This is a genomic window from Haladaptatus cibarius D43 (assembly GCF_000710615.1).
GTDB classification, from domain to species: Archaea; Halobacteriota; Halobacteria; order Halobacteriales; family Haladaptataceae; genus Haladaptatus; species Haladaptatus cibarius.
Map to the genome: position 1 here is coordinate 349,915 of NZ_JDTH01000002.1, position 25,839 is coordinate 375,753.

The 25,839-nt window shown below is 56.8% G+C and carries 29 protein-coding genes and 1 tRNA gene; 17 read left to right on the forward strand and 13 right to left on the reverse strand.

Translation table 11 applies throughout. From position 1 onward, the window contains the following. Positions 1-82 precede the first annotated feature (82 nt). Positions 83-940: a 3-hydroxyacyl-CoA dehydrogenase family protein gene (locus HL45_RS07035; RefSeq protein ID WP_049970427.1), complete on the reverse strand. Its 858-nt coding sequence runs from the start codon at positions 938-940 to the stop codon at positions 83-85. Between the two features lie 159 nt (positions 941-1,099). Between HL45_RS07035 and HL45_RS07040 the strand changes: the two genes are divergently transcribed. The 3 genes from HL45_RS07040 to HL45_RS07050 all read left to right on the forward strand — a co-directional run bounded on the left by HL45_RS07040 (position 1,100) and on the right by HL45_RS07050 (position 3,452). Beyond that, the gene (locus HL45_RS07040) at positions 1,100-1,684 is read left to right on the forward strand and encodes a DUF7409 domain-containing protein (protein WP_233274712.1); all 585 of its coding nucleotides are present in this window, start codon (positions 1,100-1,102) and stop codon (positions 1,682-1,684) included. Between the two features lie 140 nt (positions 1,685-1,824). After that, a complete protein-coding gene (locus HL45_RS07045; RefSeq protein ID WP_049971936.1) occupies positions 1,825-2,616 on the forward strand; it encodes a class I fructose-bisphosphate aldolase in 792 nt (263 codons plus the stop codon). Then, positions 2,616-3,452, forward strand: coding sequence for a class 1 fructose-bisphosphatase (locus tag HL45_RS07050; RefSeq protein ID WP_049970428.1), 837 nt, complete (start codon positions 2,616-2,618; stop codon positions 3,450-3,452). The genes HL45_RS07045 and HL45_RS07050 overlap by 1 nt, the downstream gene beginning before the upstream one ends. 41 nt (positions 3,453-3,493) lie before the next feature. Here the strand turns inward: HL45_RS07050 and HL45_RS07055 are convergent, their stop codons facing one another. Further along, a complete protein-coding gene (locus HL45_RS07055; RefSeq protein ID WP_049970429.1) occupies positions 3,494-5,962 on the reverse strand; it encodes a coiled-coil domain-containing protein in 2,469 nt (822 codons plus the stop codon). 315 nt (positions 5,963-6,277) lie between these two features. Between HL45_RS07055 and HL45_RS07060 the strand changes: the two genes are divergently transcribed. The 3 genes from HL45_RS07060 to HL45_RS07070 all read left to right on the forward strand — a co-directional run bounded on the left by HL45_RS07060 (position 6,278) and on the right by HL45_RS07070 (position 9,083). Then, positions 6,278-6,700, forward strand: coding sequence for a DUF7344 domain-containing protein (locus tag HL45_RS07060; RefSeq protein ID WP_233274713.1), 423 nt, complete (start codon positions 6,278-6,280; stop codon positions 6,698-6,700). 159 nt (positions 6,701-6,859) lie between these two features. Continuing rightward, the gene (locus HL45_RS07065) at positions 6,860-8,563 is read left to right on the forward strand and encodes an acyl-CoA carboxylase subunit beta (protein WP_049970431.1); all 1,704 of its coding nucleotides are present in this window, start codon (positions 6,860-6,862) and stop codon (positions 8,561-8,563) included. A 145-nt stretch (positions 8,564-8,708) separates the two neighbouring features. Next, the gene (locus HL45_RS07070; protein WP_233274714.1) at positions 8,709-9,083 is read left to right on the forward strand and encodes a DUF5658 family protein; all 375 of its coding nucleotides are present in this window, start codon (positions 8,709-8,711) and stop codon (positions 9,081-9,083) included. A gap of 7 nt (positions 9,084-9,090) precedes the next feature. Here the strand turns inward: HL45_RS07070 and HL45_RS07075 are convergent, their stop codons facing one another. After that, entirely contained in the window at positions 9,091-9,555 is a 465-nt protein-coding gene (locus HL45_RS07075) for a MaoC family dehydratase (RefSeq protein ID WP_049970432.1), read from the reverse strand. A 166-nt stretch (positions 9,556-9,721) separates the two neighbouring features. Here HL45_RS07075 and HL45_RS07080 point away from each other — a divergent pair, with 166 nt between their 5' ends. Next, a complete protein-coding gene (locus tag HL45_RS07080) occupies positions 9,722-11,203 on the forward strand; it encodes an outer membrane protein assembly factor BamB family protein (RefSeq protein ID WP_049970433.1) in 1,482 nt (493 codons plus the stop codon). Between the two features lie 222 nt (positions 11,204-11,425). After that, positions 11,426-12,700, forward strand: a complete 1,275-nt coding sequence (gdhB, locus tag HL45_RS07085; RefSeq protein ID WP_049970434.1) for a glutamate dehydrogenase GdhB — start codon at positions 11,426-11,428, stop codon at positions 12,698-12,700. 60 nt (positions 12,701-12,760) lie between these two features. Here the strand turns inward: gdhB and HL45_RS07090 are convergent, their stop codons facing one another. The 3 genes from HL45_RS07090 to HL45_RS07100 all read right to left on the reverse strand — a co-directional run bounded on the left by HL45_RS07090 (position 12,761) and on the right by HL45_RS07100 (position 13,589). Further along, the gene (locus HL45_RS07090) at positions 12,761-13,000 is read right to left on the reverse strand and encodes a hypothetical protein (protein WP_049970435.1); all 240 of its coding nucleotides are present in this window, start codon (positions 12,998-13,000) and stop codon (positions 12,761-12,763) included. 127 nt (positions 13,001-13,127) lie between these two features. Further along, entirely contained in the window at positions 13,128-13,328 is a 201-nt protein-coding gene (locus tag HL45_RS07095) for a hypothetical protein (protein WP_049970436.1), read from the reverse strand. A gap of 63 nt (positions 13,329-13,391) precedes the next feature. Further along, the gene (locus tag HL45_RS07100) at positions 13,392-13,589 is read right to left on the reverse strand and encodes a hypothetical protein (protein ID WP_049970437.1); all 198 of its coding nucleotides are present in this window, start codon (positions 13,587-13,589) and stop codon (positions 13,392-13,394) included. Positions 13,590-13,661: 72 nt separating this feature from the next. On the opposite strand from HL45_RS07100, the gene HL45_RS07105 reads away from it, so the two are divergent. The 3 genes from HL45_RS07105 to HL45_RS07115 all read left to right on the forward strand — a co-directional run bounded on the left by HL45_RS07105 (position 13,662) and on the right by HL45_RS07115 (position 16,923). Next, entirely contained in the window at positions 13,662-14,516 is an 855-nt protein-coding gene (locus tag HL45_RS07105) for an HpcH/HpaI aldolase/citrate lyase family protein (RefSeq protein ID WP_049970438.1), read from the forward strand. A 93-nt stretch (positions 14,517-14,609) separates the two neighbouring features. Next, positions 14,610-15,866, forward strand: coding sequence for a Glu/Leu/Phe/Val family dehydrogenase (locus HL45_RS07110; RefSeq protein ID WP_049970439.1), 1,257 nt, complete (start codon positions 14,610-14,612; stop codon positions 15,864-15,866). A gap of 634 nt (positions 15,867-16,500) precedes the next feature. Beyond that, complete coding sequence (locus HL45_RS07115) at positions 16,501-16,923, forward strand: plastocyanin/azurin family copper-binding protein (RefSeq protein WP_049970440.1); 423 nt, start codon at positions 16,501-16,503, stop codon at positions 16,921-16,923. 105 nt (positions 16,924-17,028) lie between these two features. Here HL45_RS07115 and HL45_RS07120 read toward each other — a convergent pair whose 3' ends face one another. Genes HL45_RS07120 through HL45_RS07135 form a run of 4 tightly spaced genes read right to left on the reverse strand, consistent with a single transcriptional unit; the run spans position 17,029 to position 19,524 of the window. Continuing rightward, a complete protein-coding gene (locus HL45_RS07120; protein ID WP_049970441.1) occupies positions 17,029-17,664 on the reverse strand; it encodes a 30S ribosomal protein S3ae in 636 nt (211 codons plus the stop codon). Beyond that, complete coding sequence (locus HL45_RS07125; RefSeq protein WP_049970442.1) at positions 17,657-17,896, reverse strand: KEOPS complex subunit Pcc1; 240 nt, start codon at positions 17,894-17,896, stop codon at positions 17,657-17,659. Before HL45_RS07125 ends, HL45_RS07120 begins: the two co-directional genes overlap by 8 nt. Continuing rightward, positions 17,893-19,062, reverse strand: a complete 1,170-nt coding sequence (locus tag HL45_RS07130) for a hypothetical protein (RefSeq protein ID WP_049970443.1) — start codon at positions 19,060-19,062, stop codon at positions 17,893-17,895. Before HL45_RS07130 ends, HL45_RS07125 begins: the two co-directional genes overlap by 4 nt. Then, the gene (locus HL45_RS07135) at positions 19,063-19,524 is read right to left on the reverse strand and encodes a 30S ribosomal protein S15 (RefSeq protein ID WP_049970444.1); all 462 of its coding nucleotides are present in this window, start codon (positions 19,522-19,524) and stop codon (positions 19,063-19,065) included. Between the two features lie 311 nt (positions 19,525-19,835). Between HL45_RS07135 and HL45_RS07140 the strand changes: the two genes are divergently transcribed. Together HL45_RS07140 and HL45_RS07145 are read left to right on the forward strand one after the other, a co-directional pair. Next, positions 19,836-19,907: transfer RNA gene (locus HL45_RS07140), tRNA-Ala, on the forward strand. Positions 19,908-20,169: 262 nt separating this feature from the next. Continuing rightward, positions 20,170-20,583 (forward strand): hypothetical protein, encoded by a 414-nt coding sequence (locus tag HL45_RS07145; protein WP_049970445.1) that lies wholly within the window; start codon positions 20,170-20,172, stop codon positions 20,581-20,583. Positions 20,584-20,797: 214 nt separating this feature from the next. Here the strand turns inward: HL45_RS07145 and HL45_RS20305 are convergent, their stop codons facing one another. Further along, complete coding sequence (locus HL45_RS20305; protein WP_144240027.1) at positions 20,798-21,004, reverse strand: hypothetical protein; 207 nt, start codon at positions 21,002-21,004, stop codon at positions 20,798-20,800. 424 nt (positions 21,005-21,428) lie between these two features. On the opposite strand from HL45_RS20305, the gene HL45_RS20310 reads away from it, so the two are divergent. Beyond that, positions 21,429-21,965, forward strand: a complete 537-nt coding sequence (locus HL45_RS20310; protein WP_144240028.1) for a hypothetical protein — start codon at positions 21,429-21,431, stop codon at positions 21,963-21,965. A 717-nt stretch (positions 21,966-22,682) separates the two neighbouring features. On the opposite strand, the gene HL45_RS20770 is transcribed toward HL45_RS20310, so the two are convergent. Continuing rightward, on the reverse strand, positions 22,683-22,835 hold the full coding sequence (locus HL45_RS20770; protein ID WP_158413671.1) for a hypothetical protein: 153 nt from the start codon (positions 22,833-22,835) through the stop codon (positions 22,683-22,685). A gap of 177 nt (positions 22,836-23,012) precedes the next feature. Between HL45_RS20770 and HL45_RS07160 the strand changes: the two genes are divergently transcribed. The 3 genes from HL45_RS07160 to HL45_RS07170 all read left to right on the forward strand — a co-directional run bounded on the left by HL45_RS07160 (position 23,013) and on the right by HL45_RS07170 (position 24,797). Further along, entirely contained in the window at positions 23,013-23,249 is a 237-nt protein-coding gene (locus HL45_RS07160; RefSeq protein ID WP_049970448.1) for an HTH domain-containing protein, read from the forward strand. A 104-nt stretch (positions 23,250-23,353) separates the two neighbouring features. Next, entirely contained in the window at positions 23,354-24,217 is an 864-nt protein-coding gene (locus HL45_RS07165) for a DUF4747 family protein (RefSeq protein WP_158413673.1), read from the forward strand. Continuing rightward, entirely contained in the window at positions 24,210-24,797 is a 588-nt protein-coding gene (locus HL45_RS07170; protein WP_144240030.1) for a hypothetical protein, read from the forward strand. Before HL45_RS07165 ends, HL45_RS07170 begins: the two co-directional genes overlap by 8 nt. 22 nt (positions 24,798-24,819) lie before the next feature. Here HL45_RS07170 and HL45_RS07175 read toward each other — a convergent pair whose 3' ends face one another. Beyond that, the gene (locus tag HL45_RS07175) at positions 24,820-25,818 is read right to left on the reverse strand and encodes a tyrosine-type recombinase/integrase (protein WP_049971938.1); all 999 of its coding nucleotides are present in this window, start codon (positions 25,816-25,818) and stop codon (positions 24,820-24,822) included. Positions 25,819-25,839: the final 21 nt, after the last annotated feature.

Here is a 25,839-nt window from a genome sequence, read left to right on the forward strand (position 1 = left end):
TTCAATATTTATACAATTTTGTGTCGGAGCTATCGGCATCGACGAAATGGTCGCAAAACGGTAAACGGACAGAAGTCGGGTTTCAGTACTCGTAGAAGCCTTTGCCGGTCTTCTTGCCCAAATCGCCCGCGTCAACCTTGCGCTTCAGCAGGTAGGCCGGTTTGTATCGGTCGCCCAATTCGGTGAACAGGGTTTCGCTGGCGTCGAGACAGATGTCCAGTCCGATGTGGTCGGCGAGCGTGAGCGGCCCCATCGGGACGTTCGTTCCGAGGGTCATGCCTTTGTCAATGTCTTCCTTGCTGGCGACACCTTCGTCGTAGGCCCGAATACCCTCGTTAATCCACGGCATGAGGATGCGATTGGTGACGAAACCGGGTTTGTCGTCGGACTCCCACGTCTCCTTGTCGAGGTCTTCCGCAAGGTTGTGAGCGAGCGTCACGACTTCGTCGTCGGTTTTCTCGCCGACGACGAGTTCGACGCCCTTCATGATTGGAACCGGGTTCATGAAGTGCAGACCGACCACGAGTTCCTCGCGGTCGGTCACGCTGGCGATGGTCGTAATCGAGAGCGTGCTGGTGTTCGTGGCGAGCACGACATCTTCGGGGAGAACTTCGTCCAGTTCCGCGAAGATATCCTGCTTGATGTCCATGTTTTCGACGGCGGCCTCGACGACCAAATCGCAGTCCGCGAGGTCTTCTAAGTCGGTCGTACCCGTGATTCGGCTGACTGCTTCGTCGGCCTCGCCGTCGCTTATTTTGTCCTTGCTGACGAAGCGGTCGAGGCTGTTTTCGATGGTGTCGAAGCCGTTCTCTACGAATTCCTCTTTGATGTCGCGCATGACCACGTCGTAGCCGCTCGTGGCGGCCACTTGCGCGATGCCGCTACCCATGGTGCCTGCGCCGATGACGCCGATACTGTCGATGTCGGAAAGCGAACGCATGACCGAGAATGCTTTGGGAACGGTTGTAAGGATAGCGAAATGCGCATCCGCAGTATTTGTAGATATTGATAAATTACCGATTTTCGAGGATAGTAATTGAATAAATAGGTCTTGTGGCGAAACATTCAAGTTGGGTGAGTGGGAGGGCAAAACGAATCGGTGAGGGTTGTGACCGAAAACGACATTACTGGGAGAGAGGCCGAAACCGTTCATCCGACGGACATAGCGTTCGTCGGGCCAGCGACGGCGACGGTCATCGAGGATGCCGACTTCGAAGTTGGAGCGATTCAGAACCGAACCGTCTCGTACGAGATGTTACGCGAGGCAGGCGTCAATCCGGGAGTTGCTGGCCGTCTGCGCAAGGAACATTCCCTCTCGTGGTCGTTCGAATCCGGCAACGACCTCACGGACAGGTCGAACAAGATTCGCGGCCTGAAGGACGACGAACGCGCGTGGATTGCCGCCAGTTCCGGCGATTGGGAACAGCAATCGACCGAAACCGCCACGACCGACGGGAGTGGCAATGCCGAAGCGGAGGAAGCGGCGTGGCGCGACCGGAGCAGTCCCGACCCGGTGACCGACGTGCCGGAAATAGACAATCGCCTCGCAAACGAACTCGCGGAAGCAGGCATTACGTCGGTTCGAAGTATGGCCATCGCCGACCCGGAACGGGTTGCCGACTCGCTTTCGTTCGATTTCGAACGAGTGAATCGGTGGCGCGACGCTGCTCGCACCTTGCTGTGACCTCCACGACATTCGCTATAAATTTACTACAATCGTAGTTCTCAGAACGGACTATAGACATATCGAGCGCTATGAAAACGCGGGTTTCGGCGCGCGCGCGACCAGTAGACTCATATGGTTCGTCGGTGCAGTTCGGAACGATGATTCCGCTGACTGACTCGCAAGTCACGCGAGACGGCAAAGCACTTATTCTGGCGATGGATCACGGTCTGGAACACGGCCCTTCGGCCGACTTTAGCTCCGTTCCGGACACGCTCCACCCCGAGAAAATCTTCGAAACTGCGACCCACGACGCTGTTACCTGCCTCGCAGTGCAGAAAGGTGTTGCAGAGACGTACTACCCCTCCTACGACGACGACGTGAATCTGCTCGCCAAACTCAACGGCACGAGCAACCTCTGGATGGGCGAACCGTACTCGCCGAAAAACTGGACGGTCGATTACGCTGCCGAACTCGGCGCGGACGCGGTCGGCTACACCGTCTACTCCGGTTCGAACCACGAGACGAAGATGTACGAGGACTTCCGCGACGTGCAGGAGCGAGCACACCGCGAATACGACATGCCCGTCGTCATGTGGTCGTACCCGCGCGGACAGGGACTCAAAAACGACACCAAGGAAAGTACTATCGCCTACGCGACTCGAATCGCGCTCGAAATCGGTGCAGACATGGCGAAGGTCAAGTACCCCGGTTCCCGCGAGGCCATGGAATGGGCCGTTAAATCCGCCGCCGACATGCCCGTCGTCATGAGCGGTGGCTCGAAAACCAGCGACTACGATTTCCTCTCCAGCGTCGAAGCCGTAATGGACGCGGGCGGTTCGGGACTCGCAGTCGGTCGCAACGTCTGGCAGCGCGACGACCCAGAGGGCATTCTCGACGCGCTCGAAAAGGTCATCTTCGAGGACGCGACTGCTGACGAAGCACTCGACTAATGGAGACACTCGACACAATCATCGAGGCCGTTTCGACCTCTGCGCCCGTCATCCGTGGTGGACTCGCTGGACGTCGCCGGAAAGCCGACGAGGAAAACCCCAGCGGCGAAACTCAGATGGCGGCGGACGTGTGGGCCGACGAGTACCTCGAAGCCGAACTGACGGCTATCGACGGCGTCGGCGAATTCGCCAGCGAGGAGCGCGAGGGCGTCATCGACTGCGGTGACGGCCTCTCGGTCGCAATCGACCCGCTCGATGGTTCGTCGAACATCAAATCGAACAACTCGATGGGAACCATCGTTGGCGTTTACGACGCCCCCCTACCAGCGTCGGGCCGAAACCTCGTCATGGCGGCCTACGTCCTGTTCGGGCCGATTACGACGATGATGGTCGCCCGCGAGGGAACCGTGACGGAGTACGTCATCGAGGACGGCGACCGCAGATCGGTCAAAGAAGACCTGACGCTTCCCGCAGAACCGGTCGTCTACGGTTTCGGCGGGCGCGTCCCGGACTGGTTCGATGAGTTCGCCGACTACGCGCGCGAAATCGAGAGCGAACTCAAACTTCGCTACGGCGGGTCGATGATAGGCGATATGAATCAGGTGATGACCTACGGCGGCGTGTTCGCTTATCCCGGCCTGCAATCGCGCCCCGAAGGGAAACTCCGACTGCAGTTCGAAGGGAATCCAATCGGATACATCATCGAATCCGCAGGCGGGCGGTCGTCCGACGGCGACCGGTCGCTGTTGGACATCGAACCGGACGAACTTCACCAACGAGTGCCGGTGCACCTCGGTAACGAGGAACTCATCGAGCGACTCGAATCGACGCTGTAACCAGCTTCGGCTTCGACCGAACGATTCTTTTTCCGACTCGACTATGCCGCCGTGGTCGTCGTCGGTTGCTGTACTGTCGTACCTGGTTGTCGTACAATCGTCTGATTGGCTGTTTGCTGCGCCGTTATGGTCTGTGCCGTCTGTTCTGTTCCCGGTTGCGTCGTCCCCGCAGTCGTCGCACCGGGCGTTCTCGGAACGGTCGTTTGCACACCACGCTCCTGTTCGATACACGCTTGCACGTCGTCCTGTTCGACCGACGCGACAACCTGTCCGTTCGCGTCGAACAGTGTCGCGTTGAGGAAGACGAAACCCTCCGCGCCGAAATCTGTGGTCGTGTTCGTCCAGGTGTAGTTCCCGTCCGGCGTTTGTTCGAAGTCGTTCGCCGAGACGTTTTGTGTGACCTGTGCACCCACTTCTGGATTCGAACTATCGATTAACAGCGCGACCAGTTGCAAGTCCCGCGGTTGCGTCGTGTTTACCGTGACTTCGGTGCAGTTCAAATTCGCTTCGAGCGGTTCGGCGGGCGGGGTTGGTGTCGTAGTCGTCGTGACTGCGGGTGTCGTCGTGATATCCGTGGTAGTTGTAACGTTCGGTGTGGTGGTCACGGTGTCAGTCGCTGTGGCGTTAGGTGTCCGTGTCGCGGGAGTGGTAGTCGGCGGAGTCACCGGAGTCGTCCCCGGCGTCGTCGCGTTCGGTGTCGTCTGCGGCGATTGCGTGGTCGTGGTGTTCTGCGTGGTCGTCGCAATTGGCGGCAGTGTTGTCGTTTCCGATTCCGGTGTCGTCGTAACTGCCGAAATCCGACTCGCTTTGTTCTGTGCGAGCGAGCGAACCGTCTGCGGTTGCACGTTCTCTCCTGTGGCGATTCGCTCGCTCGCCCGTTCGGTTCCCTCGATTGCGGCCTGTCGAATCTGGCTCGTGTCGTTCACGTTCTGCTGGGCGGCGGCCCGTGCCGCCCCGGATGCGGCACCCGCGGAAGCGGCCTGCACCTGTTCGACGGTTGCGTCCTGAATTTGCGTGATTCCGCCGCTTGCCGAACCCAGCGCGGCGGATCGAATTTGCACGAGATTCGCCCGCTGGCTTTGAGAAATCGCGCCGTTCGCACCGCCCCGCGTTGCAGCTTGTACCTGCCGAACGTCGGCTTGCTGGCGCTGGCTCGCCGAAACGCCGCCCGTCGCGGAGCCTCGTGCGGCAGCTTGGACTTGCGTAATGCTCGCCTGTTGGCTCTGGGTTACCGCTCCCGCCGCCGCACCGACGCACGCGAACTGAATCTGACGGATTCGCACTGTTTGAACTTGCGTGATACCACCGCTCGCGGCACCCCTCGCGGCGGCCTGAATCTGTCGTCCCTCGACAATCTGCTTCTGGACGGCACCCTGAACGGCCCCCTGTGCCGACCCCTGCGCGACGACCTGAATTTGGACGATGTTTACGGTTTGAATCTGGACGATACTCAGCGCGCCCGCCGCCGCGCCTCGACAGGCCGACTGCACCTGTCTCACGGTTGCCTGCTGAATCTGCGTGATTCCGCCTTTCGCCGCGCCATGTGCTGCGGTCTGAATCTGGAGAATGCTAGCTTGCTGGAATTGGGAAATCGCCCCCGCCGCGGCACCGCGCGTCGCGGCCTGTATCTGTCGAATATCGACGCGCTGAATCTGCGTCACCCCGCCTTTGGCCGCACCCAGCGCGGCGACTTGCACTTGTTTCACGTTCGCGCGTTGGGTCTGTAATGCGCCCGTCGCGGCACCTTGCGCGGCGAACTGCATCTGTCTGATTTCGATTCGCTGGCGCTGGTCGAGCGCGCCGAAGGCCGCGCCCTGTGCGGCCTCCTGAATCTGTGAAATGCTCACCTGCTGATTTTGTACTGCACCCCTCACGGCACCTGTTCCGGCCCCTCGCGCTGCGATTTGTAGCTGTTCGACGGTCGCTCGCTGACTCTGCGCCACCGCACCGTGTCCGGCACCGAACGCGGCGGCTTGTATTTGCGTCGCGTCCGCTTGCTGTGCCTGTGTTATCGTCCCAGCGGTTGCTCCGGTGGTCGCAACCTGAATTTGCCTAATAGAGGTGGTTTGGCTCTGAAGCAGGGTTCCGTGCGCCGCACCGCGGGCGGCGGCCTGCACCTGCGAAACGCTTGCTTGCTGGCGCTGGGAAACAGCTTGCACGGCACCCTGTGCGACTGCCTGTCGCTGTTGCTGATTAACCGAAACCCCTTGTCTCTGTGCTACCGAGGCACCCTGCAACGCGCCGCGAGCGGCGGCCTGCTCGCGGTCTGAGAGCTGTCGTTGCTGGACGTCTGCTCGCTGAACGGCGTTCTCGGGAACGGAACTGTCCGCTCGGCTAGTTGTCCGTGTTTCCAGCGGTAACACGGTCGGCCCGTTCACCGTCGGCCGCTCGTTGACCGATTCAGTCGCTCCAGTTGGCGACTGTGCCGAGGGAACCACGGAAACGAAACCAGTAGTCGAGAGCGTCAGGACGAAAACGAACACGAGTGTCGTTTGCGTAAATCGCCTCATAATCACGTGACTGACGGTAGATTCCAATTTTAATCTTCGACACCGTTAATTCCGTTCTCGGAACCCATCGGCCCGTTGCCGACAGTACACGTGGCGGTTTTCTTCGGACATCATTGGCAACCGAACCGAACCGTGAGGTAATCGTCGTTTCGATGGTTACGTTCGGACGAGATTTCCTCCACCCAAATATATTCGGTGATACAGTTATTAGAAACAAAAGTAGACGCGACGATGATTTCAGTTCGACTGCCAGCTTTCTAGGTGTCTAGATTCACCATTCTTTATGCAGGGTCATCAACTGGAGATGAGCGTCGCATGAGCAATGAGTCACCATACCGGGACGACTCGGGGAAACGACCGTCTACAGACCCACCCCACGTACTTCGTGCTGAACCGGCAGTGAGCAGGCCGTCGTTCGACGACATCTTCAAACTGTTGTCGGAGAAGCGACGGCGATACGCCATTCACCACCTTTCGACGACACCGGAGGGCGTGGCAACGCTTTCCGACCTCGTCGAACAGGTCGCCGCGTGGGAAACCGAAACGTCGGTCGGCGACGTTCCGGACGATTACCGAAAACGCGTCGAAGCATCGCTTCATCACACACATCTGCCGAAACTCGATGACGCAAACATCATCGACTACGATGCGCGGAGCGAATCCGTCCGCTACTGGGGACAACCCGTCCTCGAAGAGTACGCGGAACACGTCGCCGCAATGGAACTACCAGAGCGGTAATCGTTTATCGCGTTCCGTCCCGCATCGACCCCAAAGACGCTTCTCAAGACCTCCCTTTCCGCCTTTCCCTCGCTCTTTGCGACCGTTTTTCCGCCCGTCGAAATTTTTGCCGCGTGCGAAAGGGAAAATGGTTTGAAATCACCCCACGGACACGCAACCATGAAAGTCCGCATCGGCGCGGGGGCAACCGAGGAGGAAGCCTCAGCTATCGCCAGCGCACTCGCCCAGCACGTCGGGAGCGAGGTGAACGTGTACGTCGGGGACGCAGACGAACCGACCGTTACGTGGAGCGACACCGAGGAACCAATTGAAGACGATTTGGGCCCGACGGAGCGCGAGAAGGAACTGTGGAAGGAAATCGAGGAAATCGAGGCAGGTGGCCCCGAGAAGTACAAAGAACGCCTCGCCGAAAAAGGGAAACTGTTCGTCCGCGACCGACTCGACCTCTGGTTCGGCGACGACGGCCTGAAGTTCGAGGACGGCCGATTTGCCGAGTTCGACGCGGAAGACAAACTTCCAGCGGACGGACTCCTCACAGGCGCGGCGGAGTTCGAAGGCCGAGACGTTCACTTCATGGCGAACGACTTCACGGTCAAAGCCGGGAGCATGGCCGCGAAAGGCGTCGAGAAGTTCCTCCGGATGCAACAGCGCGCACTCCAGAGCGGCAATCCCGTCCTCTACCTGATGGACTCTTCGGGCGGCCGAATCGACCAACAAACCGGATTTTTCGCCAACCGCGAAGGCATCGGAAAATACTACTACAACCACTCGATGCTTTCGGGGCGCGTCCCACAGATTTGTGTCCTGTACGGGCCATGTATCGCAGGCGCGGCGTACACGCCGATGTTCGCCGATTTCACCATCATGGTCGAAGAGATGTCCGCGATGGCCATCGCCTCGCCGCGAATGGTGAAGATGGTAACCGGCGAGGACATCAGCATGCAAGACCTCGGTGGGGCGCAGATGCACGCCGAACACTCGGGCAGTGCCGACCTCGTCGCCCGCGACGAGGAACACGCCCGCGAACTCGTCTCCGACCTCATCACGTACCTTCCGAACAAGGCACACGAGAAACCGCCACGGAGCGAACCGAAGGCCCCGAAACTGTCGCCGAACGGTATCGACGAGGTCATTCCGCAGAGTCCGAACCGGGCTTACGACATGACCGACCTGATAGAGCGCGTCGTGGACGCGGATTCGTACTTCGAACTCCGGCCCGACTTCGGCAAGGAAATCATCACTGCCTTCGCCAAAATCGACGGTCGGCCGGTCGGCATCGTGGCCAATCAACCAGCACAGCGCTCGGGCGCGATTTTCCCGGACGCCGCCGAAAAGGCCGCGGAGTTCATCTGGAAATGTGACGCCTTCGAGGTGCCACTGCTTTACCTCTGTGACACGCCGGGGTTCATGGCCGGGTCGCAGGTCGAGAAGGACGCGATTTTGGAGAAAGGGAAGAAGATGATTTACGCCACGTCTTCCGCGACGGTTCCGAAGCAGTCGGTCGTCGTCCGGAAGGCCTACGGTGCGGGCATCTACGCCATGTCCGGCCCGGCCTACGATCCACAGAGCGTCATCGCGCTCCCGTCGGGTGAAATCGGCATCATGGGGCCGGAAGCCGCAATCAACGCGGTCTACGCGAACAAGCTGAACGCCATCGAGGACGAAGAAGAGCGCGCCCAGCGCGAACAGGAACTCCGCGAGGAGTACCGAGAGGACATCGACGCACACCGGATGGCGAGCGAGATGGTCATCGACGACATCGTCCCGCCGAGCACTCTGCGCAAGGAACTGGTCAATCGCTTCGAGTTCTACGCGGACATGGAAAAGAGTCTGCCGGACAAAAAGCACGGAACGATTCTGTAAGGAAACGGAGCAATTCTGCAAACTGGAATCGGCCCTGTCTTTCGACTATCTTCGACCCAATTTTTCAACGAAGAATCACGTTTAAGGGGTTCATTATCGTCAATTCGCCAGTTAAGGCGCTGTATAATAAAGCCGTTTTCCGTCGTTGGTCAGTACAACGCGGGAACTCCGCGACACCATCATGAACCACCAGCGGTTATCCGCCCGAATCGGCGTGGCACGGCCCAACTTCGGAACCACGGAGCGCCTCCTCTGGTTCGTCGTCCTCCTCGCCCTCGTCGGCGACTTGCTGACGACCTACGTCGGGTTACGAGCGGGAATGACCGAATCGAACCCGATTGCACGAAGCGCGCTCTCCCAGTTCGGATTCGCGGCGCTTCTCGGACTGAAGGCGTTCTCGCTCGCGGTCGGGTTCGCCTGTCGCCCCCTCGTCCCGCAGGAGTACGTCGCGCTCATCCCTGCGGGACTCGCGCTCCCGTGGACGATTGCGGTGTTCATCAACCTCTCGTTGTTGATGTGATTTTCTCCTACTCGACGTTTTCTTTCTTCAGCGACAGCGCGGTTCTGTCGAATTCACAGACGAGCGTCTCGTCCTCGCCGTTCACTGTAAACACTTCGACGTGCATGGTGACGACGCCGCGCTCGCCGTCGCTTGTCTCGCGTTTGTCGGTTACAGTGGATTGGGCGCGAATCGTATCGCCGTGAAACACCGGGTTCGGGTGCGAAACGTTGTCGTAGGAGAGGTTGGCGACGATGGTTCCCTCCGTGGTGTCCGGAATCGAGACGCCGACTGCGAGGCTCATCGTGTACAGACCGTTGACCAGCCGCTCGCCGAACTGCGTGTCGCTCGCAAACTCCTCGTCCAAGTGGAGCGGTTGCTGGTTCATCGTCATATCACAGAACTGCTGGTTGTCACTCTCGCTGACGGTGCGCCGTTTCTCGTGCGTGATAGTTTCTCCGACCTCGAACTCTTCGTAGTAAAGCCCAGTCATGGGTGAATCTGCATCGCGTGCCGGAAAAATGCTATCGGTCTGGCGGTGATTGTTCGAACCGTTTCAACTGTTGCAACGGCGCGGAGGGAGTGTATGCAGTCCATAACAAAGTAGATAGTATCCGAATGGTGAGACAGTCAGACCAAATTCAGGTCGGGAGAAATATATGAAAGACGAAAACACGCGACATCCGATGAATCGACGCAAGTTCGATGCGACACTCCCCAACAACGGGGGCGAATCGGACGGTATCGACGTGAGTGCGACCGGCGAGTTCCAGTTCGACCAAGTGGTCACGCGGGGGGACACCACGGTTTCGCGGAGCGTCGAATGGTCGTTCGAATGTTCCGAAACGAGCGGCGACGTCTCCGAATCGGACGCAGAATCCGAATCGACGGACGACGAGCGCGCCGCCGCTCGTGAGGACGTAAAGCGATTCGTCTCCGACGGTGGCTTCGATTCGGGGCCGGATTCCAAACCAAATTCGAAAGCGGGGCGGATGGCACCCGACGGCGGTGTGGAAGACCGCGATAGTTCGTTCGAAACTGGACGTGCGCCGGCGACGCCGAAGAGCGGAGAAGAGCCGAAAACGAGAGCGGAACTCGCAGACGACTCGTCCGCGAACGAGTCGCCGACGAGAGATTCGTCGAGCTTCTCGGGACGAACTGCATTGGACGCCGACGCGGACACCGTCCGCGCCCGCTGGTACGCGCAGGTCGGCGGTCCGGTCGAAACCGCGCCCATCGTCCGAGATGGGTCGGTGTACGTCGGCACCGAAAACGGATTCGTCTGCAATATCGACCACCGCGACGGCGTGAGCAACTGGCTGTTTCAAGCGTCCAACGCGGTCGGAACCCCCGGCGTCGAAAACGGCCTCACCTACGTCGGCGACCGCAGTGGGAACCTATTCGCGCTCGATTCCGCTAGCGGGGCGCGCGAATGGCGATTTGAAACCGACGCCGGGCTCGAAGTCTCCCCGCAACTCCTCGGCGACGACCTCTACGTCGCGGCCCGAGACGGACAGGTGTTCAAACTCGACGCCGGAACCGGCGAAGAACGACTTTCGTTCCGCAGCCCCGCGCGGGCGCTCACGTCGCTCCGAATCGCGCGCGATACCCTGTACGCGACCGGCCTCGACGGCGGCCTCTTCGCCCACGACGTGACCGACGGAAGCGAGCAGTTCCGCTTTGCTCCCTCGCTCGCAGTCGCTGGCGCGCCGGAAGTCGTGGACGACACGGCCTACGTCGGAACCGTCGATGGTGACCGCGTGTACGCTCTCGACGCCGAAACCGGCGAAACGAAGTGGCGCTTCCGAACGAACGCAGGAATCTGGTCGTCACCAGTCGCCGTGAGCGGCATCGTCTACGTCGGCTGTGCCGACGGAAACGTCTACGCGCTGGACGCCCGCGAGGGAACCGTCAGGTGGCGTGTGCAGACTGGTGCGCGCGTCTGGGGGTCGCCCGTTCTCACCAACGAACTGGTGTACGTCGCAAACGACGACGGGATGGTGTTCGCGCTCGACCGCGCCGACGGCCACGTTCGCTGGCAGTTTAGCGCACAGGACGCCCTCGTCGCCCCGCCAGCAATCGGACGCGATGGCGTCTACGTCGGCGACGTGGCGGGAACGGTGTACGCCCTGCCGCAGTAAGCCCGGACTGATTCTCTCATCGGTACTCCCGACCACATTTCACCCTCGTTTTCTTCTGATTCACCGGAATAAGCGTCGTCAATATTCCAAAAGAACGTTCGTCCGATTCTGTTTTTCTGCGGTCTATGTCGTGGTATCGCATATCGTTCCCGGCTCGGATGGCAAGGTCTTTGCCCGGTCGGGTAAGAATTGCCGGTCAGAACCCGCAGAGGTCCCAACATCATGTCATCAACTGGGAAACAGAAAGAAGAGGAACCGGAGACGGCGGCAGAGACAGCACGGCGACAGCTTGAACGTGCCGCGGCACACCTCGATGTGGACCGTGGAATCATCGAGCGATTGAAACACCCCGACCAAGTTCATCGTGTGTCGGTCCCGCTCGAGCGAGACGACGGCGAAACGGACGTTTTCACCGGCTACCGCGCCCAGCACGATAGCGTGCGCGGCCCGTTCAAAGGCGGCATGCGCTACCATCCCGGCGTGACCGAGGAGGAGTGTACCGGTCTGTCGATGTGGATGACGTGGAAATGCGCCGTCATGAATCTCCCGTTCGGCGGCGCGAAAGGCGGTATCGTCGTGAATCCGAAAGAACTGAGCAGCGAAGAAAAAGAACGCCTCACGCGACGGTTCGCCGAGGAACTTCGCGACTTCATCGGCCCGATGCACGACATTCCTGCCCCGGACATGGGAACCGACGCGCAGACGATGGCGTGGTTCATGGACGCCTACTCGATGCAGGAGGGGGAAACCCAACCCGGCGTCGTCACAGGCAAGCCACCGGTCGTCGGCGGTTCCTACGGCCGTGAAGAGTCGCCCGGACGCTCCGTGGCCATCATCACCCGCGAGGCGTGTGACTACTACGACTACCCGCTCGAAGATACGTCGGTCGCCATCCAAGGATTCGGGAGCGTCGGTGCAAACGCCGCCCTCGCCCTCCACGAATGGGGCGCAAACGTCGTCGCCGTCTCCGACGTGAACGGCGCAATTTACGACCCCGACGGATTGAACATTGACGAAATTCCGACCCACGAGGAAGAACCGGAAGCAGTCACGACGTTCGACGCGCCACAACACGTTTCGAACGACGAACTCCTCGAACTGGACGTTGACGTGCTCATTCCGGCCGCAATCGGCAACGTTCTCACCGAGTCGAACGCCCACGAGGTCAAAGCCGACATCGTCGTCGAAGGGGCGAACGGCCCGACGACGACGACGGCAGACGAAATCATGAAGAAGCGCGGCATCAACGTCATTCCGGACATCCTCGCCAACGCGGGCGGCGTGACGGTGTCGTACTTCGAATGGTTGCAAGACATCAACCGACGCCAGTGGTCGCTCGAAAGAGTGAACGAGGAACTCGAATCCGAGATGCTAGACGCGTGGAACGACGTTCGTGCCGAAGTCGAAGAGCGCGACGTGACGTGGCGTGACGCTGCCTACATCGTCGGCTTGTCGCGTATCGCGGAAGCGCATCAGGTCCGCGGACTCTGGCCATAGAGCGGCGTTCGCAGTATCACTTTTGGTGAGTCGGCGAATAAAAAATTGATTTTCTCGGCGTTAGCAGTAACAACACTGACAGGTACAGCGGTTACAGCCGTCCGGTTCGAAACAGCAGTCTTCGGGATTCACGTCCGCTTCTTCGACGGACATCGTGACTCGTTCGCCCTGTTCGTTCAGTACCGAGACGTTCGACACGTCGTCGAGTGATGGTCGTTCAGTCGCGCTGGCGGTTGCTGTCATTCCGAATGCCAGTGCGCTCGCCGATGCCGCGTTCTTGAGTAGGTTGCGTCGGTTCATATGCACCGACGTATTTATACACCGATGGCATAAAAATTTTCTAGAAGTGTCTAGAATAAAAACACGTGGCTAACGTGTGTAGCTGAAGAGTAACGACGGTATTGTGGTTTACTTCTTGCAATCAGATTCAATCGCGTTTCGAAAAGTTGCTTTCGAATGCGACGCCGAACACGACTCCGAGTGCCACTCCGACCGCGAGATTATCCATCGCCACGCCGATTGCGACGCCCAGACCGATACCGAGGCCCATACCGGCACCCGATTGTGTCCCGTCCTCGCCCTCTTCGCCATCGGTTCCGGGGTTGTTCGTATTTGCAGTTCGAACCATACTTCATTACTTGCGATGGGCAACGATAGCTGTTTCCGATGAATTAGAATAGTCCATCGTTTGTCATCGGTTCGACAACCCGGCACCGATTGCGACACCGACTCCCATTCCAATTGCTATTCCAAGGGCAAGGTTGTCCATCGCAACGCCGAGTGCGGTGCCGATGCCAGCACCGAGCGCGATACCGACACCCATCATTTGTCCGTCTTCGCTATCCGAGTCGTCGTTGCCGTTCCCGTTAGTATCAGCAGTTCGAACCATACTCACTCATTGACGGAACCGAACATAACTGTTCCCGGTGGGTTGAAATCGCGCCTCCACGTCACCTCGCATATGCTACGACGAAGCGTCATGTTCACGCCGGGTGACCGTCCCGAGATGATGCGCAAAGCGCCCGACGCGGGGGCAGACGTAATCGTATTCGATTTGGAAGATGCGGTCGCACCAGAGCGAAAGGACGAGGCCCGAGAGGCGATTTGTGACGTACTTACCGACCCTGATTTCGATCCCGATTGTGAGGTCTGTGTCCGCGTTAATCCGGCAGGTGTCACCGCGGACGACGACCTGCGAGGAATCGCGGTAGGGGCCGACGCGCTCGATTCGGTCATGCTCCCGAAAACGGGATCTGCGGACGACGTGGAAACGCTCTCCCGTCTGCTCTCCGAACACGATTGTGACGTTCCGGTTCTCGCGCTGGTCGAAACCGCCCGCGGTGTGCTCAACGCGGGCGAAATTGGCGCTGAACCGGCAACCGACGCGCTCGTGTTCGGTGCCGAAGACCTTTCTGCTGACATCGGCGCGACCCGAACCGACGAGGGAACCGAGGTGCTCTACGCCCGCGAACACGTCGTGTTGGCCGCGAGCGCAACCGGTGTGGACGCCATCGACACAGTTTACACCGATTTCGGGGACAGCGAAGGCCTATCCGAGGAAACCGAGTTCGCCATCCAACTCGGCTACGACGGGAAGATGGCGATTCATCCGGCGCAGGTGTCGCCTATCAACGATGCGTTCACGCCCGATTCGAAACAGGTCGAGTGGGCGGAAACAGTGCTGTCGGCGAAGGCCGAGGCTGACGCCGAAGGACGCGGCGTCTTTCAGGTCGATGGGGAGATGATTGATGCGCCGCTCATCGCGCAGGCCGAGCGCATTCTGGAATACGCGCACGCTGACGGATCTGCCGAGTAGCATCTGCCTCGGTAACACCTTAAATAATATTAAGAATAATAGTTTATCCCAATTTCGCCACGCTTAACAGGGGGTGGGTGGGAGTCACAAACCATGTCCGAACAAGCGAATCCATTCGAGAGTCTGCAGGAGCAAATCGATGATGCGGCCGAATACATCGACGCGTCTCCCGACGTTCTCGAACGGCTCAAGCACCCCGAGCGCGTGCTCGAAACGAACCTCTCCGTCGAGATGGACGACGGTTCTATCGAGGTGTTCAAAGCGTTCCGCTCGCAGTTTAACGGCGACCGCGGCCCGTACAAAGGTGGTATCCGCTACCACCCCAACGTCAGCCGCGACGAAGTGAAAGCGCTCTCCGGGTGGATGGTGTACAAAACCGCCGTCGTAGACATCCCCTACGGTGGCGGCAAGGGTGGCATTGTCATCGACCCCGCCGAGTACAGCGAGGCGGAACTGGAGCGAGTCACGCGGTCATTTGCGAAGGAACTCCGACCGATTATCGGCGAAGACCGGGACATCCCCGCACCGGACGTGAACACCGGCCAGCGCGAGATGAACTGGATAAAGGACACGTACGAGACGCTCGAAAACACGACGGCACCGGGCGTCATCACCGGCAAGGCGCTCGACTCCGGCGGCAGTGAGGGTCGTGTCGAAGCGACCGGTCGCTCGACCATGCTCACCGCCCGCGAGGCCTTCGACTACCTCGGCAAGGAGATGGAAGGCACAACTGTGGCAGTGCAGGGCTACGGCAACGCTGGCTGGATTGCTGCGAAACTCCTCGAAAATCTCGGTGCGAAAATCGTCGCCGTTTCGGATTCGAGCGGCGCGGTCTACAACGACGACGGTCTCCACGCCATCGACGTGAAAGACCACAAGAACGAGACAGGCAGTGTTTCGGACTACGCTGGCGCGAGCGAAGAGATGAGCAACGAAGATCTGCTCACGTTGGACGTTGACCTGCTCGTTCCCGCCGCGCTGGAGAACGCAATCGACGGCGACCTCGCACAGGACGTGCAGGCAGATATCGTCGTAGAGGCCGCGAACGGCCCACTGACGCCGGACGCCGACGACGTGCTCACCGAGCGCGATGTCCACGTCTTCCCCGACATCCTCGCCAACGCGGGCGGCGTGACGGTGTCGTACTTCGAATGGGTGCAGAACCGCCAGCGATTCTACTGGGACGAAGAACGCGTCAACGACGAACTGGAAAGCATCATCGTCTCCTCGTTCGACGACCTGACGGACGCCTACGAGGAACACGACCTGCCGAACTTCCGCACCGCGGCCTACGTCGTCTCCCTCCAGCGCGTCATCGACGCGTTCGAAGAAGGCGGAAACTGGCCCTAGATACGAACTGGCGTAAAGTGGATTTTCTTTGCTTTTGGCTCGTGTAGTTTCGAGAAACCAGACGAGAGGCTATTTCGGGGATTCGAACTGCATCCAGCGTGCCGCTAGATAGACCCGACAACACATACCGCCACCGCCAGTGTCCCCACTCCTCCCCGCCAGCGCGGAAATGCGCTCGCGCCTCACTTCGTTCGTGCTCACGGCTTCGCCGTTCGCAATCGAGGCGACTGTGTCGCCTCGTACCCCTCGCGCGAATCGCGCTGGCGCACCCTTGCAGTTAGTCAATCAAGCGATGTGGCGCGCGCTGGCGAGACGTCTCGGGCACGGTCGTCCGAGACGTCGAGGAAAAGCCGCGCGAGGGATGACTGAGCGAACGAAGTGAGCGAAGGAATCGGTTGGGGAGGCATGTGGCTGTCGCGGTGCGCTGGCGGTTTCATTGGAGTCGTGATTTGCAGTCTCCTCAAATCCAACCACGTCAGCAGCCACCTCTGAATCAATCATTCCAGCAGACACTTTTGAACCAACTACGCCGACAGCTGATTCCACACAACCAATAAGAAACGCCTCTCCGTCCTATTCCCAGTATCGTAGAAACTTCGAGAGACATATACGGAGAGCGACCTGAGTCTGAACTATGAACCGCCGAGCGTTTTTAGCCGGGGTCGTCGGGTCTGCATCGGCCACTCTGGCGGGCTGTACGGGCATCCTGAACACCGGGTCGAACACTCCAGATGGCGACATCGGGATGGGGTCTGTCTCGTTCAACCCGCAGGAACACGAAGTCGAGGTCGGGGAAACCGTCGTCTGGGTGAACACCGACATGCGCAACCACAGCGTGACGGCATACGAAGCCGGAATCCCGGAGGACGCGGAGTATTTCGCCTCCGGCGGCTTCGACACCGAAGAGGCGGCCCGCGATGCGTGGCGGAACGGAAACGGAACCATCAATCCGAACACGACGTTCGAACACACCTTCGAAGTGCCCGGCGAGTACGCCTACTTCTGCATTCCGCACGAAACGGGCGGGATGTCAGGCACGATCGTCGTCACGGAGTAATCTTTTGGCGCAGTAGCGACTCATCGAAACACTGCATTGCTGCGTTCGCCCGCACAAAAAACGGAACTGATTGACCGAAAGCTGATTGATCGAAAGCTACGTCGATTAGACTTCGACGTCTTCTTCGTCCACGTCCACGGAGGTTTCTTCTTCTTCGGCGACCTCGTCGGGGTGGGCTTCCAGCGTTGCCTTCTGGATTTCGACCCGGCGGAGTGGATAGATGGTTTTCGCCTCGCCGTAAATCGCACTGGAGATGCGACCCTCGACGATGCTGTCGATGACCTCTTTAAACGTGCGGTCGCTCGCGGCGTCCTGCACGAGGTCGATCATCGTTCGGCGGATAGCCTTCTCTTGGCTGTGGTCTGCCTTCTTCGTCGTGAAGGCGACGGGCTGAATCTGGATTCGGTAGTCGTCCGAGGTCAGCACCGTGATGTAGGCCTCGATTTTCGAGGCACCGCGGCGGCCGAGACTACGGAGGTAGTCGCGGGTGAGTTCGTGTCGAACGAACTCGGTGTACGCCGAATCGCTGCCGACGTCGTTGATTTTGAAGGTCAGCTTCGTGTTGTTCTCGCTGGCGTTGTTCGTCAGTTCGCCCAGCGTGGTTTCGATGGTGCGACCGAGCACCTTGTCCGGTTCATCTGCGGGGGTCGTTCCAAGCTCCTCTCGGTCGAACTGCTCGGGAGCGAGGACGGTGTACCACCGCTTTTCCTGTGACTGCTTAGAGACTGATCGTTCACTCATGGTTCGTGTCGTTGTAATCGTTCGCTATCTGTACTGCCTGTACTGCCACCGAGAGGTTGACGACGTAATCGTCCACGGTCGATTGGAGTCCGCCGGTCGTCTTGCGTTCAATATGCGTTACAATCGTCCCGTCTTCCACGCTCGTCTTCATTTCGGGCGTGTTGTCTGGGTTGAGTGACGCAGAGACGACGTCGGCGTCGTCCAGTTCCGTGCGAATCGTCGCTCGTCTCATAGTGCCTCCCGAAATGCCGAAAGGAACTCCTTTGCGTCCGCGTCGAACCGTGCATAGCCGCGTCTTGCGCTTCCCGTCCCGTCGCCACCGAGTTCGGTCGCGGCGGTTTCCATCGCCATATCCAACCCGGTTACTTCGGTGTCGGACACGGCGACTGCGGCGGCCTCGTCGTCCGTGACGACCAAGGCAATCGGCTCCGGCGAGCGGAAATTGCCGAGCAACCGAACCGCCGTTTCGACGGGTGCGTCGTCCGTGCGCGCAACGAACAGACCGTCGTATCGGCCCGTCGTCGCCTCGTGGAGCACCGTGTGCGCTTTCTTCGCGTGCTCGCGCCACGCATCCAGCGCGGGCGCTCGGGCGTCGTATCCGAGCGCCAGCGCGATGCCCATTCCGGACTGCTCGCGTGCGACCGCGTCGAGCACGTCGGCGTACCCGCCGAGGGTCGCAAACGGCCCGTTTTCGAGTTCGTAAGGTCGAAGCGCGTTTTCCACGGTTTCGCCCGCTCGCGGCGTCGCACTCTCCGGCCCCGTGACCGAGAGCGCGACGAGCGAGGCGACTCGACGATGTGCGTCATCGTCGAGTTCGACGGGCAGACCGATTTCCGCGAGTTCGGCCTGCACCGCACCCGGATTGCCCGAGAAGCCCGCGTGAATCAGCGTCGAATGTGCCAATCCGTCCGCGAGGTCTTCCGTGGGCGTCGAAGCGCCGGGTCTGCGCGTCAGTCGGTCGGAGGCGACCTCCAACAGTCGGGCACAGCCGGGCGCGTCCGACACGTCGGACGCGCCCGGCGTGGTGCCGCCAGCGACGACGCCAGCGAGAGCGAGAACGGGGTCTGGAGCACCGCCGAGTTCCTCACCGGCCTCGAAGGCCGAGAGACTCGCGGGGTGCTCCGGATGCTCCGGAAGTGCCACGTCGCCACCCGGCGCGCCAACCGTCATGACGACTTCGTCGTCATGGGATTCGGCGCGTTGGGCGGGGAATCGCGTCGCACTCACTTGGAACGGGATTCCCGTGGTTGCGCAACTGCGGGCGAGGATACCACTGGCCGCGAGTGCATCGCCGCTCGGATACGCGACGATTCGAACGAAGTCGGCGTCGCGGAGCGTCGCTGCGATGTCGCTCGCGGTGGGGGCATCCTCGGAAGCGGTTCGACCGGACGTTGCCATTTATAGGAGTTCTTTCGCCACGTCGTAGGAGTAGGTGAAGTCCTGGTCTACTTCGTCGCCGCGGTAGTAGTTCACGAGGCGACGAACTTTGGACTCGGTGTTCTGGAGTGCGCGCTTGTTGTGCTTGTCCTGTGGATTCTCGTCAACGTGTTCGCGCAGGCGCACGGCGCGCTCCATCAGGTTGTAGAGGTCTTCGGGCAGGTCGGGTTCTGCGTCGTTTTCCTCCAGAATTTCGGTCACTTTCTTGCCAGTGACGAGCTTGACGTTCGGGACAGGCGTGCCGGTCACGCCCTCGTCGCGGAGCTTCAGACCGATTTCGCTCGGGCTGTAGCCGTCTTCCGCGAGTTCCACGACGCGGTCTTCCACGTCGTCTGCTTCTACGTCGCTCCACTCCGGTGGTTCGTCTGCCACGGGTCGGTCCGAACCGGATGACCCACGGCGTCGGGTGTGCATTCGTGCCATTGTTCGAGGATAGGAACTGCACGAGCCGCTAGAGTGTTGTCGGCGGAAATTCCGCCTGCGTGGCGATTGCCACGGTGCACGTCCGCAATCCCAAGTTGCGCAAAGAGGGCAAATGCCCCGAAAGAGAGCGGGCAGGTGCCCGCGAACACACGCAACGAGTCGGATTTGCGGCTGTGCCGTTCCCTAGTGAGTAGCAATTCGTGGACGCAGTTAAAAGATTGGTATTCAGGCCGCCGTGCTACAGTCCACCTCGCCCACGATACTTTCGAGAGATTTATCAATGGCCACCCGGAAGAAGTGAGTGCAGACGCGGGCTCGTAGATCAGTGGTAGATCACTCCCTTGGCATGGGAGAGGCCCCGGGTTCAAATCCCGGCGAGTCCATCCTCACTTCGTTCGGCTGGTATTCGGCATACAGCACCGCATTTTACCGTAATCCGCAACCGTATAGCCGAGATTTCGAGCGAGGTTCCGGCAACCCCGTGACTCTTGATTTCGAGTGAGACCGTGACACCAGTGCGAGCCGTCCGGTGGTTCCTAATATTGGATAGTGGTTCTACAGAGTTAATTGTACTGGTCGTCAATTATTGTATCTTAGATAGCACAAAGAATATAGTATTATGGATTGTAATGCATCGTGTAATTCATGTCTGCTAAGAACATTCCGTCTTCGGTTCCAGTGTGTAGTAGCATCGACGAGAAGAACGAAGAATACCAAGAGGCACAAAATGAACAAAGGCCGTTCCTTGCCGTCGTTGATGATGACGACCTTCCCGGATGGCAAGCAATCTATGTGATGGATACTACAGGCGAGGGGCGCGAGAATTGGTACTATCTTACTGACGAAGGCGTTGAGATGGTTGAGAAGCATCGAAGTAGCTCTGAAAATCATTTAGAACATGATTCTTGGACTGCAAACTGCTCTGATATTCGGGGAGAACTCCACGGTCTTGCAAAGGGTGACGCGGAGTATCTTGCCGACAAGTTTGCTGAAGTAGTTTGGGATGAAGACTACTGGAAGAAAGTTACTCTACGCGAGGTTTTCCAAGGTAATTACTGAACCCGGGTGAATGTATTTTAAATTTGAAACTAATCCTTTCCGAGCTATCAGAAAGTAGGCAAAGATGAATCACCCGGCAATGTCCGAAACAAACCGTAACTCCCGACCATTGGACAAGTTCGTATTTCTTGTCAGACTCTGATTGTTCTAACAGAGATGCACAAGTAGAAAGAGTAAGACAGAAAGATGGCGGAAAGAGACTGATACAAATTACCTACTCCCGCTCGATAGTCGGCTTTTCCTGAATCAGATAGCCCTCTCGGTCGCACTGACTCTCAAACTCCTTAATTGCCCCATCGACGCTATCAGTACGGATTCCGATAGACAGTCTGGTGTCTTCGCCTGTGTCGGTGTTCTTTGCGTCGGCACTTACTCGAATGACGGTGTCGCTACTCGGCTGTGCCTCTTCCGAGTAGGACATACTGTATGCTATCACTCCGAATATCCCGAATAATCCCACGGCAAAGAACCAGAGGACGGGGTCTTTGTCATTGTTGAGAGCGTCCCACGTAACACCGATTGTCGCCCCTATCCAGAACAAACCAACGATAAGAAAGACAAACCCAAGAACTCCCATCACCGACACCTCTGTTTCACTGGTACTGCCATCATCAAAGTAAAATTGATGTAGCTACTACATATCATTTTCTTACTCTCTGTGACAGTGACAAGTAGAAGGGAAACCAGTAAGCTGGCGGAAAGCGACCTCGGGACTTTCAGAACCAGCAGACAAGCCTATGAGAACCAGACAAATACCCATCAAATGCAAACATTTATTTTATTCCACCCACTCTCTATAGCGAGGAGTTAACACCCATTAGTGGTAACGCTCCTCGCTGATTACTATGCCGTTCGATGAAAACCACTCAGAGCCGATAGTATCGCCAGATACGAATAATTGGACGGATTTTCACTATCATGAACTTCCACGCCATGAATACCAGAAGCGCAAGAAATACAGGAGACTTGCACGGTACAATACCGGAATTGGTCATGGAGATTGGAGCAACCAAGAATTACTACGCCATATGGAGAATTTGCACCGGTTCGATGCAATTGCAGGCCAGCTAAAGATGGATAGGTCTCAGAAAAAACGTGCCCGCAAACATTATTCCTCACTCGATTTCCGAGGATTGGGACGACGAGTTGAACTGGTTGCCTTCTGTGTCTGCGTACACGTCTGCAACAATGATGACCGAATATTTAGCGACCCGTATCGTCGTCACGGTAACGGCTGGAAACGCTATCATCCCCAACAGAATGACGAGAACAATGACCCTCTCTTCGTAAATGTAGCGGAGAGTATCGGACTTGAAGAAGACGATATTCAGTCGATGATGTCCCGACTTCGACACGACCTTGACGACCGACTGTTTCAGTAACGGGGCGATACACCTATTTAAACCCCCCTCCCCCTATATAAACCGTTGTATACTACTATTAGTAGAGGGAGTCAGAAGGGAGGAAGCCAAATGAAGAGCCAGAAGGAAGGCGGAAAGTGGGTGGAGGAAAAAGAGTACCCCTTCCAGCGATTAACCAGGACACTACAAAACAGGAACCAGTTGTAGCACATGGGGAGGAAGTCACTTTCCGCCAGTACAGAGACACCACACTTTCCAAGGCAGGAAAACTCCGTGTAGCTGTCACTGTAATACTCCACCGAAGCCTCTTTTCGACTTCAAAGTAGCATATTCCAGATAGAGTGAACTTTGGATTTGGCTATTGTCCTGCTTTGCACCCTGCCCAATAACTATAGATATTATCCAGAACCAGAAGCCATGTTACCCACTTACAGGAGCTGAGAACCCGGATAGCAGAGGTTAGAACATTGGCTACCCCCAGTGGGGGGGTCATAATAAGGTAAGTCGCCTCGCAACGATATACTATTTTCGCTTCAATTAGGGAAATTTGCCGAGTGTCACTTTCCGCCGTTTTACTGGAAAGCCCTTTGTATTGCCTTAGTATTCTTTCTCACCTCGAACAGAGATACCTTCAAGCGAGAGGTTGTGGTCATCAGCTACGTTCATGAGGTCTCCCAAGAACTCGCCTGTAATTTCGTCTTGCGGAATACCCTCGAAAAGGAGATGTGTGCTTCGCATTTAGGCGTCCTCCGTGTAGCAGTCGAAGCACGGGAGTTTGTCGGTGTCTGTACCGGGACACCACTTCTCTCCGTTCACACAACCTGAGGTGCTTACCGACAGCGTCAGTTGTCCAGCGATACGTTTTTCCGTCGTAGTGGTCTTGCTTGACATGGCTTTCTGCTCCACAGAAGGCCCCGTCCGAGTGTTCCAGCACTCGGGCTTTTAAGTGAACAATGCCCCAAGGGACGACAACCTTCTTACCAGTAACTACGTAGTTATTAGTGTTAAATCTTGTGCCACTAACCTCGTAGTCACAGGAATTATACTGTCGTCTGTCTCAGTTATCCTATGGAAAGAGAACGGGACGAAGGTGGGAAGTACACTGAGCAAGTGACGCTTGAGAGTGTGCTATCCGTCTTCGAGGACGCAGAGATTCCGGTTTTGACTGCTACGGAAATTGCCGAGGAGCTGGGTTGTTCCCGACCTTCGGCGTACAACAAGCTGGAAACGCTCGGAGAGCAAGGAGAATTGCATAAGAAAAAGGTGGGGGCACGAGCAGTGGTTTACATCTCTCCGAATTTGTAGCTATGGTTTTGAAGAGGGGAGAAAGTCCATTGTCAATGTATGAGATAACGAGTCCCAATCCTTGGCTTTTTATACCAGATATCCTTACACAACGTAAGAGAATCATGTCAGACACCAAGTTCTATTTTACGGAATATGAAGTAAACGGAATACTCACTACTTTGTTTGATTTTGACTCGCAAAAAACCCGTGAAGAGCGAGAAAGAGAAGTGTTGAAAGATTATATCCGGAAAGATGGGCCAATTATTGAGGGAGAATCGGGGACGTGGTATTTTGGTCGTATAGAAGATGACGGGGATTATGAACTTGGAAAGTTTGGGAAGGTCTACACAGAAGAGCCGACCACTTACGACGAAGAAGAAGGCGATTTTATTGATGATGTCCAACCTAACAAAGATGCTGACTATTCGATGTTTATTATTGACTACTCAAACAATCTCCTGATTTACAATACAAAAAATCGAATTGGACATCAACAGTTCCGGAAATATTTCGCAGACGGTTTTGAGAAGGAAAATAACGGGGTTGTTTCATTAGAGACAGAGTATGTGAGAAACAAAGAAGCGGTAGAGAATGTAGTGAATGAAAAACCTGTCTTGAAAGCAGATTTAGAACTCAAGCCGTCTAACCCATCCTCAGAGCCAGAATGGGAGAACTTAGATGAAAGCATTCAAAAAATGCTGGCAAAGGAGTTAGATATTATTGCAGAGAGTAAAGAAGGCAAGAGTCTGAATATGGACGAAGACCTTCTGGAGCAAGCGGTTGAGATGGCACAAACAGAATATGGCATCGATTATGAAATAGTCTATGTTGACAACGGAAATGGCGACGAACAGATTAAAACAATCAACAAAGAGAGAGACCCTGTGAGTAGGACAGAAGAAGAACCAGATACTCTTGGTGGTCTTCGTACTTATGCCTCAGAATTTATTACTTACGCTACCTCATATCTGAACCAAGATGGCTAATGAAGGTTTTTTCCACCGACTTCGTGATGGTGGAACTTTTCGAGTGGTAACTGGATATGATTTGTATGTATCCCTATTAATGACGGTGCTCCTCTTTTCTACTGTTGGAAGAAGTATAACCACTTATAAATTAGACATTTTTATTAAAAATGCAACGTCTCTCTCAGGTTCGTTGACTGCGGTTATTATTACTGGGACTGCTATCTTAGTCTCCCTTACAGATTCTGATTTTTTAGTACTCCTAAAAAGAGAGGATATCTATAGCAATCTTATGTCTACTTTTGAGTACACAACTATACTTTCCATATTTGTATCTGTATTTGGAATTGTCCTACAAGCGTACGAATACTCGTATGCCGAGGTATATCTTTTCATATTTTCCTTTATATACCTAATATTTGCTGTTTCAAGCTTGGTATCCAAAATAGTTTCATTTGGGGAGAAAAAAGGAGACGTAGCACTTATAAACAAACTGAGGAAGGAAACAGAGAAACTCCAACAGTCCGACTTTGACAACCAAATAGACGAAACTCAAGTAAACAAAGAAAAGGAATCAGAGCCAGAAAATAATACTCAATAGCATTGTTTCTTATCAGGTCAAATTATAATTTGTTCAAAAACTCTTTCCTCCGTTTCCGCTTTTGCCCCGGCGTTCCTTTATCGTAGTGCTTATCCAGCACCTCTTGACTCACGTTTGCCCGGTCACTGACTGCCTTGGCAGGCCACCCATTGTTCCGGTGGTGCGTGATTGACCCTTTTCGTATTGCGTGAGGACTGACCGAGGACGGGCATTTGCTGGCGTGCTTGCTTCTCGCCGCCTTGCAGTCGTCCTGAGTTCGGTTGTGAGGACATTCATTGGTGTAGTGACACGGTCGGGTAATCCTGTAGATGTTCTCTCTGATGGTCGTCTTGTGCGCTCTGCCCGCTGACGTTCCGATAAGCGGGATTCGTCCATGGTCGTCCTCTGCCTTCGGGTGGTGTTTATCAAGGTAGTCCTGCACGACTTGGACGACCTCCTCGGAGAGATTGATTTCCCGTTCGCCGCGTTCTTTGTTCTTCAGGGGAGTTTCCGCCTGAGGTCTGTGTACCGCTTTGATGTAGCCCTCTCTCGGATAGAAGTCGTCAACATCGAAGGCGAACAACGTGCTGGTACGGATTCCAGTATGCCACAAAAGCTGGAAAATGACGTGTCGAAGGGTAGCGTATTCGTAGGTCTGCAAGTAGCTCAGGATTGCCTCTGCTTCCTCTGAGCTGATTGTCGTGTCGTCAACGTCCTCGTCCATCCCAAGTTCGGGGAGTTCCAGCTTTTCGCTGGTTCCGTCCTCGACAGCGTCCATCTTCTCGCAGAACCGAAGAAAGACTCTGACTGTCCCTAACTGGTTCTTCAGCGTTACGTTGTTCACGTCCTCGGCACGCCAAACCTTGTATCGGTGTAGGTGACGACCATTGATTTCATTCAGATTGTCTATCCCGTTCTCGTCGCACCATTCTACGAAGCGACGGAGTCGGTAATCGTGATTCTCTTTCGAGGACTGCGTAAGGTCGGTTCGTCCATTGAGATAGTCCTGTACTGCTTGTCGGGGGGTGAGTGGTTCCAACATGGTTCCTTGACGCAGGAACCA